Annotated in this window: 10 protein-coding genes and 1 pseudogene; 2 read left to right on the forward strand and 9 right to left on the reverse strand. The window is 36.0% G+C overall.

Features of this window, described 5'->3' with window-relative positions:
* Positions 1-11 precede the first annotated feature (11 nt).
* Genes CLOL250_RS00540 through CLOL250_RS00560 form a run of 5 tightly spaced genes read right to left on the reverse strand, consistent with a single transcriptional unit; the run spans position 12 to position 8,436 of the window.
* Complete coding sequence (locus CLOL250_RS00540; RefSeq protein WP_008399873.1) at positions 12-2,744, reverse strand: DEAD/DEAH box helicase family protein; 2,733 nt, start codon at positions 2,742-2,744, stop codon at positions 12-14.
* Entirely contained in the window at positions 2,744-4,264 is a 1,521-nt protein-coding gene (locus CLOL250_RS00545) for a site-specific DNA-methyltransferase (RefSeq protein WP_008399875.1), read from the reverse strand. Before CLOL250_RS00545 ends, CLOL250_RS00540 begins: the two co-directional genes overlap by 1 nt.
* A 9-nt stretch (positions 4,265-4,273) precedes the next feature.
* On the reverse strand, positions 4,274-6,862 hold the full coding sequence (drmD, locus tag CLOL250_RS00550) for a DISARM system SNF2-like helicase DrmD (RefSeq protein ID WP_008399876.1): 2,589 nt from the start codon (positions 6,860-6,862) through the stop codon (positions 4,274-4,276).
* A 17-nt stretch (positions 6,863-6,879) separates the two neighbouring features.
* Positions 6,880-8,151, reverse strand: coding sequence for a DNA cytosine methyltransferase (locus CLOL250_RS00555; protein ID WP_008399877.1), 1,272 nt, complete (start codon positions 8,149-8,151; stop codon positions 6,880-6,882).
* 15 nt (positions 8,152-8,166) lie between these two features.
* Complete coding sequence (locus tag CLOL250_RS00560; protein WP_008399880.1) at positions 8,167-8,436, reverse strand: helix-turn-helix domain-containing protein; 270 nt, start codon at positions 8,434-8,436, stop codon at positions 8,167-8,169.
* Between the two features lie 278 nt (positions 8,437-8,714).
* Here CLOL250_RS00560 and CLOL250_RS00565 point away from each other — a divergent pair, with 278 nt between their 5' ends.
* Both CLOL250_RS00565 and CLOL250_RS00570 read left to right on the forward strand, forming a co-directional pair.
* Positions 8,715-10,097, forward strand: coding sequence for an IS30 family transposase (locus CLOL250_RS00565; RefSeq protein WP_044944526.1), 1,383 nt, complete (start codon positions 8,715-8,717; stop codon positions 10,095-10,097).
* Positions 10,090-10,317 (forward strand): hypothetical protein, encoded by a 228-nt coding sequence (locus CLOL250_RS00570; RefSeq protein ID WP_008399884.1) that lies wholly within the window; start codon positions 10,090-10,092, stop codon positions 10,315-10,317. Before CLOL250_RS00565 ends, CLOL250_RS00570 begins: the two co-directional genes overlap by 8 nt.
* Here the strand turns inward: CLOL250_RS00570 and CLOL250_RS14005 are convergent.
* From CLOL250_RS14005 to guaA, 4 genes and pseudogenes are all read right to left on the reverse strand, one after another.
* The gene (locus tag CLOL250_RS14005) at positions 10,312-10,482 is read right to left on the reverse strand and encodes a hypothetical protein (RefSeq protein WP_274922215.1); all 171 of its coding nucleotides are present in this window, start codon (positions 10,480-10,482) and stop codon (positions 10,312-10,314) included. The genes CLOL250_RS00570 and CLOL250_RS14005 overlap by 6 nt on opposite strands.
* Before the next feature lie 503 nt (positions 10,483-10,985).
* Entirely contained in the window at positions 10,986-12,374 is a 1,389-nt protein-coding gene (locus CLOL250_RS00580) for a hypothetical protein (protein WP_008399886.1), read from the reverse strand.
* Positions 12,375-12,836: 462 nt separating this feature from the next.
* Positions 12,837-12,947 (reverse strand): annotated as a pseudogene (locus tag CLOL250_RS14010) (transposase); the annotation flags it as partial.
* A gap of 226 nt (positions 12,948-13,173) precedes the next feature.
* Positions 13,174-14,715 carry a glutamine-hydrolyzing GMP synthase gene (guaA, locus tag CLOL250_RS00595; RefSeq protein WP_044944527.1) on the reverse strand — a complete coding sequence of 514 codons (1,542 nt, stop codon included), beginning with the start codon at positions 14,713-14,715 and terminating at the stop codon, positions 13,174-13,176.
* Positions 14,716-14,969: the final 254 nt, after the last annotated feature.

Genomic DNA, 14,969 nt, shown 5'->3' on the forward strand with positions numbered 1-14,969 from the left:
ACAACCTCCGTTTATTCTCCGTCTACTACAACAGGAATTGCCATACCAATTACATATTTGAATGTATTACCTACTATAATCTTATCCCCTGGCACTAGGCGGTACTCCCAAGTCTTTCCGTCCGCATCCACCTGTGATGCACATTCGCACCACTTAATTGCAGCCTTTGCTTTTTCCTGTACATCTTCATTATCTGTTTGATTTGCAGCCTTCACTTCAATCATATATTTCTTATCAGCCGTCTCTACTAAGAAATCAGGATTATACTGTTTTGCTGCCTTATAAAATAGTCCTAACTGATTCAAAGGCGGCTTTATAAATCTAATAACTTCTGAATCCTCTTCTAATACCACGGACAACCTTCTCTCATCATCACTATCAAATGCATTCTCTGCATAATATGATTTTTTATAGCCTTCAAACAAATATTGCTTAATATTTTTCTTATCTGGCACTTCCTTCTTAAAATTCAGTCGTCCATTTTCCTTCATATTCTTCGCAAATGATTTGAATACAATAAGGTCTTTCTGAACGTTAAATACAAACTCAGTGCTTTCTTCCTTTGACGCATATATCTGTTTTCTTAAGTCCTCTACTATAACAGTTGCATATCTACGGACAATCTTCTTTTTTTCTTCATCCGTACCTTCGATTAATGCGAGATACTGATCAACCACCTCAAGAATAAATTCTGCATCATCAGAACTAAACTCCGGAATACTCTCCAATAAAGAAACTGCAAGCATATTCTCAGGATTTTCTACAATAAGTGCATCTGCATCCAGCACTTGCAGCAACTTACCATTTACAGCGTCATATCTCTCGATTCTCGATGCCGCAACATCAAAATCCATAATATTTCGTTTAACAGTAAAAGACTTAAATGTAATTGTTGAACTATAGCTAATTCCAATCTTTGGAACAGAGATAGCAACTTTCTTTAACTCTTCAACTTTCTTGATAAACTCTTGTTTTGCATATGGCAATACATTCTTACTGCCAGATGACTTCTGTAAATCAATCTGTAATGAAGCATCCCCCTGATGTACAGTAAATGATGTATCAACTGCATCAGTGCCCATGCCCGTCTGTGTCATTTTGTGCTCTGATGCTGTGCCATCATTTGTTTCTTTTTCATTATCGTTAGCAAAATAATCAAAAATAGACATCTGTCCACTATCACTTTCGGACTTCTTGGGTGCTACTTTCTTTACAAATGCTTTCTGATACTCAGCAAACAGATTCTCCACCACATTTTCATTATTCAAATCTTGGTATGATTTCACTTTACTTTCGCATAACGCTTCATCAAATAATGAAATCTGCTGGTTCTCAACTGCTGGCTCTACCATAACTGTTTTTGTGTTCGGTATATCTTCCTCATCAAGATTTCTCTTCTTAAATACAGGGTTATTTTTGATATCATCCACAATCTCTCGATAATGATCGTGAGCAACAATATCCAAGGTATCTAATTCCTCAATACCCGTTATCTCACCAAAAGGAAGCCTCAATCCTCTACCAATAGTTTGAAGTGCCAATATATCACTCTTTGCAGCATTAAGTGGGATAATCGTAAACAGATTATTTACATCCCAACCTTCTTTCAGCTTATATACATGCAGCACAATCTCAATTGGATTGGTATTTTTCTCAATGGTTAGTAATTTCTGAATGTTTTCTTCTGTCTCTGCACCACTTGTGCTGGAGTCAATTTCAATAACCTTACCAACATAACGACCTCCAAAAAAAGCATCGGAATCTATTTTTTCTTTTATTTTTCTAGCATGTGTTGTATCTTTACAAGCTATCAAAACAATTGGCTTTACTTGTTCTAATTGATTATCTATACAATATTTATATACGATGGACTTTCTTCTCTCATGAAGCTTGATTCCATCTTTCAACTTCATTTCCTCTATATCATCAACTGAATATCCTGCTGTATTTGTTCTTCCCATAACAACCGGAATCTTCAAAAACTTCCCAGCTCCATCCTCTAATCCGTAGTGATAAATAATATTCTTATTTGTACTTTTAGGTGTAGCAGTATATTCTAATCCCAACACTGGATTAAGATAATTAATCGCTTTCTTTGATGCTGGGGCATAGTAACGATGCGCTTCATCCATACAAATAACCAAGTCATCAAACGAACGTAACACATCCGCAAAAGAGCCACCCAAATTTTCATTAAACTTGTGAAATTTAAATTCGATATCTCCCCTAGTAAAAATCTTTGAAATATTAAAGATAAATATCTGAATATCAGATGTTTTTTCTACCACCATTTCCTCTTGGATATATCTTACCGGGTATGATAAATAATTTTCCCCATCATAAACTTTGGGTCTTCCCATCTCTGCTTCAAGTCCCTTAAACATGTATTTTGGATGTCCCGGGACCGCCTCTCGACGCATCTTGTCGTAAATCGTATTTCCTGGTGCCAGAATAAAGAAATGTTTGTACCCTTTTGTTTTGTATAAATAATAAATACATGCACCCATTAAACGGGGCTTACCAATACCGGTTGTCATATCAAAGCAGAATGATGGAAAATCAAATTCCTTATCTACAGATATTGTATGTGGAGCTTGGCAATTCTCTGATGCTATTTTCTCTGCTTCAGCTTTTGAACTAGTTCTATACTCAATCTTGGAACTGATTGCATCAAAGTATTGTAGCGCTTCATACTGAGGATCACGCAGGCTCATAGCCCATTTGATTTTATCTACTGAACTCATTATTCCTGCACCTCACTTTCAAAATTACATTTATCCAATAAATCCTTTGGTATTTTTTTCACTTCCACATTCTCTGGAAGAATCATGTCAGCTTGATTTTTCTTACAATAGATAAGTAAACTCTGCTTATCCCCTAAGTTCTTCATTATCGACATCACATACTTTGTATTAACAAATTCTTCCGTAATATGTATGAATCGATTCTCTGATGAATGTCCTTGAAACTCCCCAGATGGTTCATAGGTAAATCCTTCTATCTTGCAAATAGCTTCACATACCATATCCCATGTATAGGATGGATTTATTTGATAAACTGGAAGAACTTTGTTCTTTACAAGTAATGGTTCTGCAAGTTCGTAGAATTTATATCCCCCACCACCTTGCCAACCTAATTTTTTAGATATATCAAGACCATCATTTCCATCAATAACTTTATCCAATCTTAATTTGCATTGGTTATATGCTTGTTCTCCAATTTCTACTCCAATCCACCTTCTGTTCATTTTATGAGCAACTGCAATAGTTGTACCTGATCCCAAAAAAGAATCCAAGATAATATCTCCTGGCTTTGTGGCAATTTCTAGAATACGTTCAATTAACTTTTCTGGTTTTGGTGTAGCAAATGGATCCTCAGGATTAATCTGCTTCACTTCTTTTTTTGCATCCTGCGTCGAACCTACATCTTCATATTTCCAGATAGTCATTGGCACACTTCCACTTTTAACTTCGCTTAAAAACGTCTTTTTTCTTGGCACATTATTACCATTAATGCCAAACCAAATTCTATTATCACTCACTAACCTGTCAAATTCTTCTTTAGACGAAATCCAACTACGACTTTTTGTTGGCGTTACAACTCTACCACTTGGGGTTGTAATTGGATAATCCGTATTTCCACTATATGTTCGAGCTGTAAAATCGCTTGATGTCCATGGTCCTCTTGGATCATTGTCCGGATTTTTATATCTACTATTCATTCCTGCAGTTCTCGGCAATAAATTCGGTTTCCATAGGTTTTTATTTTTTGCATAGACTAAAATAAAATCATGTGAATCAGATAACCATTTTGCATCATTTTGAGGAGAAAATTTTTTTTCCCAAATAACATTACTAACGAAATTAGAACGCATAAATATTTCATCACACAATACTTTCAAATATGCCTGCTCATCATCATCTATACTTATCCAAATAGTACCATCTTCTGATAATAATTCCTTAAGTATAAGTAAACGTTTCCTTATCATACTTAACCATATACTATGTTCAAGATTGTCATCATACTGTGCAAACGCACTACCCGTGTTATACGGTGGGTCAATATATATACACTTTACTCTTCCTCTAAATTTATTCTCTAACGCTTTTAACGCAAGAAGGTTATCTCCATGAATCAACATATTTTCTGTGTCCGGGTCACCATATGATTTTGATTTATCTTCAATTAATATTCTTGGTTCAAGTTTCTCTTCCTCATATTTACCAACCCAAGTCAATTCTAACTTGCCTTTTTTCTCCATGGTAGCCTCCTAAAACTTAATCACTATCTTTGTTACCAATTGTGTGTTTACCAATATATCTTCTGCAAACTGCTTCTGCATATTTACAGCTTCTTCTTCCAATGTCGACATTTCATCATGAAATGCCCGTACCATTTTTTGTTTCTGTTCTTCTAAAATTTCTATTTGTTTTTTTAATGCAATCTTCTGTCTAAAATCGCCTTCAATTGCATATTTTTCTTTAAGCTCGTCTAATTCTGATGTATCCTTGACTCTGAGCAAATATTCCTCTTTTCTTAATTGTAGCCAATTATCCAATTTTTTCTGATTAGCAATCAAAACTGTTCTTTTAGATTCTGCATATTTCTGCTGCATAAATTCATCCACTTTGTCAATATATGAAAGGATTTCTTGATTATTTGGTGTCTTTTCTTCCAGGCACTGCTCCTGCAATTTTTCACAAAGCTCTCTAGCCAACTCATCTGAAACACCATATATCTTCCCTGTTATATCAATAATTTCAAATACTGCATCTTCAAGAATCTCACCAACATAAGAACCACCAACAAGTAAATATCCGTGTTGAATTCCCGGAATTTCCAAGTCTATATTAGTTTCATAGTACTTTGGACATGTCCCATTTTCCTCTTTACTTCTACCATTCCAATACTCAAACTGTGAATCATATTCCGCTATTTCTTCCATAATACTATTAAAATGCAACTTATGTTGTTCCTCTGTCTTATATGTAAATATGGATTTCAGTTCATCCATTTTCTTGTTTCGTTTCTTTTCTAATTCCTTTTCCAAATTCTTAAATTGCTTTGTAAAATCTGATGTCGTTTTACATTCCTGATAAATAAGTGTAACTCTTTTTTCAAAATCTGCTCCACTTTCTAATAATCCAATAGCTTTATCTGATGCACCAAATACGCCTTGGAATAACTCGAATTTTTCTGAAAGAATTTCATATACTCTCTTATCTGCTACATTCTGAGTATTAAGCAAATTAATAACCACAACATCGTTCTTTTGTCCATAACGATGACAGCGACCAATTCGCTGCTCTATCTTCTGCGGATTCCAAGGAAGGTCATAGTTTATAATCGTATTACAAAACTGAAGATTCAATCCTTCCGAACCGGAATCTGTTACAAGCAAAATTTTGTATTCATCCCTAAATGCTTCTACGATGGCATTCTTCAATTCAACATTTCTACTACCCACATACTTTCCATAGTTTCTAGCTTTCCATGCCTTATAAATCTGTTTAGTAACAGGATCATTTGTACTACCATTAAACTTAAGTATCTGACCTTCATATCCGGCATGAGATAATTCTTCAAACATGTATTGTTGCGTTCTAATAGATTCCGTAAACACAACAATTCTTTGTTTTATGCCAGCTTCATTTTGAAATACAAAAGCTTTCTCCACTGCCTGTTTCAAGGCTGTCATCTTCGCATTTCTTTTTATACTTTCAGCTTTATTAATAATGGCTGTTACCTCATCTATTTCATGCTGAATAAATTCATTTACCTTTTCTCTTGTGTATAATTCATCCTGCTTACTATCATCATCCTTCTCTATTTCATCATCATCAAAAAAACTAAGGAAAAAATCAATACTTTCATCCGCTGATTCAGTTCTAGTTGTTTCCTTCAAAGTTTCAAGTCTGCCTTTTAATACCTTGAAGGTTTCTGCAACTGCCATACTTGATGATGCAAGCAATTTTCTAATAACAGATGTAATAAGTGTTCTGTGTGAATTGGGCAAAGCATACAAGATTTCCTTTTTCAGATAATTATTTATCATCACATAAAGTTCTATCTCCATTGGCGATAGTTCAAAATCAATTGTCATTTCTTTACGCTCTGAAAATTGGATATACTCTGCTACTTCTTTTCGTAAAGTTCTTTGCACAACAGGTTCTAAACAAGCCTTCAAATCATTGTAATCTTCTCCTCGCAAATATCTTTCGGAAAATATCTGCTTACTATAAAAAACTCTATCATCGATAAACTGAACAAGTCCATATATATCAAGTAAAGTATTCTGCATAGGAGTCGCAGTTAATAGAATCTTTGGAATTCCCTTTGTTAATTCATATAATGAGTTAGCCATCTTTGAACCATTCTTATATACATTCCTAAGCCGATGTGCTTCATCAAATACACAAAAATCCCAAGCTATCTTTCCGAACTCTGCTTTTCTTTTTGAGGCAAAGTGGTAGGAAGCAATAATTACTGCTTGTTTACTCTTTACCTTTGCGAGATAATCCTCCCAGTTAGAACTATCCACAATTAATGAATCAATATCAAATTTCTCTTCTAATTCAACTTGCCATTGCTTTCGCAGATTTGATGGCATAATAAGTAGTATTTTATTTTTTCCACTGCATAGCAAATACTTGATGACCAAGCCAGCCTCAATAGTTTTTCCAAGACCTACCTCATCTGCAAGAATTGCTCCACCAAGCTTTAATGAAGATAGTGCAAATGTGAATGCTTCAACCTGATGAGGATTGATGTCAATATCAGCCATATGCAAACAACTATATGGATTATTTTTCAATTCTTGTTGCTTTAACTCAGCATATGTACTTTCAACAATACCCATTTGCAAAACCTCCAATTTTATTTTCTTAATTGTTCTTTTATTTTATCTGCTATTACCTTTGCCATCATTGGCGGAACCGCATTCCCCACCTGAACAAATTGTGCTGTCCTTGGTCCTTCAAAATAATAATTATCTGGAAACGACTGTATTCTTGCTGCTTCCCGCACTGTAATTGATCTATGTTGCTCTATATCTGGATGAATGAAATAATGTCCATCTTTCGATAAATGAGCAAGTATTGTGTGACAATGATCCATATCACCCTCAACAACTTTAAATCGATCTACAAATGAAGTTCTATTTTTATGTGTTTTCAAATCTTCTGGTAAATCATCATATTTCAAACGTTCATGCTGTTCGTTTTCAAACCACATGTCTATTGTTCTCTTATATATTTCAATATCCTGTGCAGTATGTGGTCTTGCAGCATGACCTGTTAATACATCTGATTTCATGCGAATACCATTATCTTTAACATATTTTTTTAGTCTTCGCATATCATTCATCGTATGTTCTCTTGCCTCAATACCTGGAGTCAATGGTGGTAAATCCTTCAATAAATCCCATACTTCTGCTTTACTATGGATCACATCAAATGACGGATATTCATAACCTGTACCTTTAAGCCAACCTACTATAATTACTCTTTTTCTACTTTGTAATACTCCAAAATTCTGAGCGTTCAACTCATGATAATCAATTTCATAACCCACACGTTTCATATATGTCTGGAGATTTTTAAATGCTACCCCACCTCTCGCAGTCTTTATGCCCGCCACATTCTCAAACACAAACATTCTTGGCTTATACTTCTTAAGGAATTGAACATACATCTTATATAATTCATTTCTTGGATCATCTTCCATTGGAACAATCATATGACTGCTCTGTGCTCTTCCCACCAAAGAATATGCTTGGCAGGGAGGACCACCTATAATTACATCAATCTTATCAATTTCTTTTTCCCTTTTGATATCATCAATTGTGTTGAAAATCCCTTTAATTGTGGATTCTGACATTTCTTGATTAATTACAGTCTTAAGTTCCTCTTTTGGTATTTTCTCCAAAAGTTGTTCTCTGGTTATTTTTCCTTTTTCATAATCATAATAACTTTTAATTTTGCCATTATCTTTTAGGTAATAATATGCTATTCTTGTTTCTATTGTTTTTGCTGCATGCTCATTCATTTCCACATGTGCAACCGGTCTATAGCCACTTTGTATAAATCCTTCTGAAAGTCCACCGGCACCAGCAAAGAGATCAATATAATTTAATCCATTTTCATTCATGGTTGTTCTACCTCATTATCTCACATTTACTGTCCCATTATCTGGACTTGTATTCTCTTTATGGATTTTTTTCTTTACTTCAGCTAAATCAGTAAACTCCATAATATCAGATATATCACATTCCAATTCAGCACATATTTTTTCTAATACGGTCATAGCAACCATCTCTTCATTTGTCATTTTAGCCATAGTACTACTGCTAATTTTTATCTTTTTACACAGTTGGCTCTTATTTATTTTTTTATCAATCATTAATTTCCATAATTTATTGTATGATACAGCCATATTATCCTCCGTGCCTTTAGGAATACAATTTCACTATTTTATTATATATTATCTCAATTTCGTTGTAAAACATTTTATTTGATTTCTCGAACACTTTTTTCAAGTTGTAAAATAAGTCAGCAGAGGAATCATCTCCCTCTGCCCTTATTCCACATCGTAAAGTGAATTTTTAAATTCCAGTTTTTTTACCCTCAAAAACAGAAATCCGGAATTTACTCTTGCACATAGTTTTTGTTACAATCTCATATGGTTATCTGTCTGTTGGAAAGGATTACCATATGAGCGAACATAATCAAAAACATTTAACCCTGTCCAACAGGACTTATATAGAACAGGAACTGTTGCAAAAGAGTACTTTTTCTTCCATAGGTGAAGTCTTGCATAAAGATCCTTCTACTATTTCAAAGGAAGTAAAACGTTACTCTAAAACTGTTCCTGCTAAACACAGCTACAAATGCAATCTCTGTAAACATTACAAAGACTGTGATTTATTAAGTAGTGAACTCCATTGTCAAAGTTACCATAATCGCTACTGCTCCTTCTATTGCAAACGCTGTTATCGTCGTAACCCAACCAATGTATGTCCGTATTTCTTGCCTTACAAATGCGATAAAATTAACAAACCACCATATGTTTGTAATTACTGTGAGGATTACAAATCCTGTCCTCTGGACAAGAAAATATATGATGCTTCTTATGCCCAAAGGCAATACGAGAAAAATCTTTATAATTCCCGTAAAGGCATTAACATGACTCCGGAAGAATTGCAGGAACTCAACGATTTAATATCTCCCCTTATCTTGAAGGGACAGCCATTAAGTCATATCTTTGCAGTACATGCTGATGAGATTCCTGTATGCAGAAGAACACTCTACAACTATCTGGATCAGCGTGTGTTTCAGGCAAGAAACATTGATTTACCTCGCCGTGTCCGTTACAAAAAACGGAAGAAAAAGTCCGAACCAAGAAAGAACAAAAATCTTCAACAGGTATATCGTAACAAACGTACCTATGTGGATTTTGAGCGTTTTATGGAGGCTCATCCGGACCTTGATGTTGTTGAAATGGATACAGTCAAGGGTGGACGCGATAAAGGAAAATACCTTCTCACACTACTCTTTAGAAGCTGTAGTTTTATGATTGTAATACTTATGCCGGACTGCACCCAAAGAAGCGTAATCAAAGCAATAAATGATCTTACCGAAGTTCTTGGCATCAGAACCTTTAAGAAGTATTTTCCGGTAATTCTGACGGACAATGGTTCTGAATTTAAAAATCCATGGGATATCGAAAAGACCGAATCCGGAACCCACAGAACCTATGTATTCTACTGTGACCCTTATGTTTCCAATCAAAAAGGACGTTTGGAAAAGAATCATGAATACATTCGCTATGTTATTCCCAAAGGTCGTAGCATGTATCGATACACACAAGATGACATCAATCTTATGACCAGCCATATCAACTCTACCGCAAGAGACAGCTTAAATGGCGCAACTCCTTTTGATTTGGCTGCCCTGCTTCTTGATGCAAAGATACCAGCTCTTGCAGGACAGGTTAGAATTCCAGCTGACGATGTCTGTCTGAAGCCTTCTCTTATTGAAGACAACGTTTCCAAAAGAAACAAAGCGTCTACGGAAGGTGGTGATATCAATGGCTAAAAAGTACAAAAAGAAGTATAAACGCCTGGAAGAACGCTACGAAATTCTCAATGAACACATGCTTGACATAACGGATGATAATGAGCGGTATCTCAACGAATTACGTTATCTTGAAGCCTTTATAGAATGGAGAAATCTTAATGAAGAATTCCTGTACTTTAAGAATAACGCATATGAAAAGTATGACGAAGATTTACCATTCTCAAGATTAACTTTATAAAACAAAAATACCGTCCAGCAAGTCGATATTTGTCTCCCCAGACGATTGACCCTTGCCAGCCGGTATAATCATAAAAGAAGCAGATAGATAACCACCGAGCGACCACGAAGCGCAAAATCCAACTTCATTTCTGACGTTAGACGGGTGGAATTTATTTTTTCTCAAACTGCTCCAGTCGTCTGTTTGCCATGCAAACAAACAGACTTCATAACACGAATTATAGCACTTTTCAGGGTACTTTTGTATAGGGTATCTTCAAAAAAGTTGCTCAAAACCGAAAATACGAGGTCAAGTCAGTTAGAACTGGAATTTAGTTTTTCATTTGACCCCTTATCCCGCCCACAAATAGAGCCAAACTAGAGCCATTTGATAAAACAAATGCCGGAAGCACGCATAAATACAGGTTTTCGGCATTTTAATCCGTTATTCAAACTCCCTACAGGTTAAGTTATTTCCTGTGTTTGAGTCGATTTTTGCTTCCGAAAACAACGTCTTTTCGTCTATTTCTCTTTATTATTTTCAGTTTTCAAAATTTCAGGTATCATTCGGGTATCACGAATGGATATCAATGTTCCTACTGGTATTATGACTCTGATGAAGTTAATTTACAAGTGGTAAATCCCAAGTATTCATCACCACAACCTACCAACATCTTATATATCATTCAATTACCTTTTATTCTGCTTATTTTCTTTATTCAATTTCCAAAGAAAATATCCAGGTCTCTCTCTCACATCACCAAATAACTTGACTGTGTCTTTTATTCCACCAATTGCAGCTACTGACGCCGCAATTAAGCTTAACATATTATTTCCACTCATCATACTATTTGTAAGCAATGAGCCAGTTGCTATCGTTGTTTCTATCCCAAGGGATCTGATTATCGAACGCGTTTCTCGATTTATTTGATTTATATATGTTTCATTAATCGCATATGTCACTTCTTGCAATTCATTTTCTAATTGTTCATTGTCCTTTATATTTGACAAATGTAATAATTTTTCGCCAAGTTCAGTTCTAAAATTTGCAAAACTCTCTCCATAATCATTTCGAATACTAATAATATCAGTTATTTTACTATTCTCTAATACTGGAACATCAAGTCGAAGAGCCATATTGGCAATCTGGCTATCAACAGATTGTTTCCCCATCTCTTTTGACAGCAATTGTGCCTTCAATGTAGATTGCGTTAGATACATTGTATTTAATCTACTTGCTAAATAAACTTCTTGAAAAGTTTCATCATACATATGTAAACATGCTTTATTTACCGATTGATCTAACCAAATATTAAAAGTATCCTGTGAAATATTGTCAGGTGTAAAAAACCTAAATGTGGCCTTTCTTGTATTTTCATCAAAATCAACTACTTCACTCTCTTGATATTGAACAATTTCTCCATTTCTAAATCCACAATCAGGGAAATGGATGAATAATCCTGTTCCTCTAGTCAATGGTTTGTCTAACTCAACACGTAAACCTCCATCCATCCTAACTGTGTTATGTACTTGAACATTCTTTTTAAGAAAGTCCATTATAGGTTGAGGCAGACTCTTGCTATAGTTATTTGCATCATAAGTAATAGGCACATTCATTGGTGCCTCATGTAGATATGAAATGGGAATATATTTTACATAGTTGCATACAACCAGTATTGTGCTTTCCTTCATATATTTTAAAGCAGCTACCAACTGTTCTCTATCAATAGTATTATCACTATTCATTCCATAATATTCAGCCATAACTTTAGTAGAATTGCTTTTTTTCTCGGTTAATTCAAATAATGGATCTGAAATAGTTACTACATCTACATAAAGAGCCAGCTGCTTTAACAATTCTTCTCTTGGTCGTTCCGAAAAAGATTCTATGGTCACTGCAATTTTTCTTGAATCAAATATTATTTCTCTACAAATTTCCCCCATGTTTGAAATAACATATTCTCTGTATCTGTTCAATTCTTTCTCTAATTCATAATCGCTTAACGCACTGAAATTGTCCTCCAACCCATAACCAAACAAAAAGCTTTCCGTCAGAAAATCAAAATTAATATGTGACATAAACCTTCTCTCCTTTATGTGTATTCTTCTAAAATTTCATTGTTACAAAAAATGTGAGTAATATCCATTTCTGCAGTTGATAAAACCAACCTTGAGTATTATATTCTTGTAATGCTTTCTGACTCTATTTTCTTAATTGCATCTTCTTGTCTATGCTCTCCCTCGACATTAATTTCATGTTCTATCTTTACAATACTAATAATCTCCCGAGTGATTGTTATGCCTAAGCAAATACAAGCCGTGATGCTGATGCATCAGATCAATACTGACTACCTGACTGTGTGTTTCATCATAAAATGTAAGATGCTTAAGTTTACCATTTTGCACAATGGCATATGACCTATTCGCTGTATGAGAATATTCAGGTGCTTTTACAGAACCACTATCCTGAATAATCACTTGAATTTCATCCACCTCACCTACAGAATGATAATTCTGTCCACCTTCTTTAAAATGGAAGTTACCTAAATCACGCTTTAGCTGTCCATATATTATTTTTCTACGATACTTTGGTGCAAATACAATGTGATACTTACAATTCCATTTGGTGTGTGCTAAACTATTCATATCCATATGGATACCTCTGCTTGTAATGTGGTTGGCGAACCAACATTATTATAGCACTGGAGATTTTTTCTGTAAGCTAAAGCATTTCCAACCACTCGCATAGCAAGTGGTTTATTTGTTTCCAGCATTCCATTTTTCGGAACACGAAAAATTTCATCCTGGAAACAGGGTCTTGCCCTAACAAAAAAGCTCCAGAAACGGCTTGTTTTCGCTGTTTCTGAAGCTCTGTTTACTACTCAAACTCAATCGTTCCAGGTGGCTTACTCGTCAGATCATACATTACTCGATTGACACCCTTCACTTCATTAATAATTCTTGTCATTACTCTCTGCAATACTTCAAACGGAATATCCGCGCAGTCAGCAGTCATGAAATCACTGGTGCATACGGCACGAAGTGCAACTGCATAGTCGTAGGTACGTTCATCACCCATAACACCAACCGAACGCATGTTGGTAAGCGCTGCAAAATACTGTCCAAGTCCTTTATCAAGACCTGCTTTTGCAATCTCCTCACGATAGATATAGTCAGCATCCTGAACAATCTTAACCTTCTCAGCCGTTACTTCCCCAACAATACGGATTCCAAGACCCGGACCCGGGAATGGCTGACGGCTTACCAGATACTCTGGGATACCAAGCTCACGACCCGCTTTACGAACCTCGTCCTTGAACAGGAGACGAAGCGGTTCAACAATTTCTTTGAAATCAACATAATCCGGAAGTCCGCCTACGTTGTGGTGACTCTTGATCGTTGCAGATTTTCCGAGACCGGATTCGATCACATCAGGGTAAATTGTTCCCTGTACCAAGAAGTCGACAGCGCCGATCTTCTTTGCTTCTTCCTCAAATACACGGATAAATTCTTCACCGATGATCTTACGTTTTGCTTCCGGTTCAACAACTCCTGCAAGTTTCTGGTAGAAACGATCCTGCGCATTTACACGGATGAAGTTCAGATCATATGGACCATCCGGACCAAATACTGCTTCGACTTCATCACCCTCGTTCTTACGAAGAAGTCCCTGATCGACAAATACACAGGTAAGCTGCTTGCCGACTGCCTTGGATAACAGAACGGCTGCAACCGATGAATCTACACCACCGGATAATGCACAGAGCACTTTTCCATTTCCAATCTTCTCACGCAGACTCTTGATCGTATCTTCAACGAAAGAATCCATCTTCCAGTCACCGGAGCATTTACATACATCCATGACAAATGCACGAAGCATCTTCATTCCTTCTTCTGTATGCATAACCTCTGGATGGAACTGTGTTGCATACAAGTTCTTCTCTGCATTTTCCATTGCCGCAAATGGACAGTTTGGAGTCGTTGCAGTTGATACAAATCCTTCCGGTGCTTCTGCGATATAGTCGGTATGACTCATCCAGCAGATTGTTGATTTATTTACATCTTTAAACAAAATGGAATTCTTATCCACTGTTACCTCAGTTCTGCCATATTCACTGACCGGAGCAGTTGCTACCTTACCGCCGAGCACATGTGCCATCAACTGTGAACCATAACAGATTCCAAGGATTGGAATACCCAGTTCAAAAATTTCCTTGCTGTAACTTGGTGAATCAGCTTTGTATACACTATTCGGTCCACCGGTGAAAATAATGCCTTTCGGGTTCATCTTCTTGATCTCGTCAATGCTCATAGTGTACGGATGTACTTCTGCATAGACATTACATTCTCTGACCCTTCGTGCAATAAGCTGATTGTACTGACCACCAAAGTCCAGTACGATAATCAATTCCTTATTCATGAAAGTTTCTCCTTTATTTTTCTTACCCGTGCGCACTCGCAAATACTTCGTATTTCCTCTCTCGCACGGGTTTTCCTTTTCGCCGTGCGCACTCGCAAATACTTCGTATTTCCTCTCTCGCACGGGTTTTCCTTTTCGCCGTGCGCACTCGCAAATACTTCGTATTTCCTCGTTGTCGGGCTTTCGCCCTATCAAAATAAACTCTAATGCTTTCGTCTGCAAGCAGCCGAATCATCAGAGTTTATTTTGGCACG

Origin of the sequence: Clostridium sp. L2-50, assembly GCF_000154245.1 — a bacterium.
Taxonomy (GTDB): Bacteria; Bacillota; Clostridia; order Lachnospirales; family Lachnospiraceae; genus Coprococcus.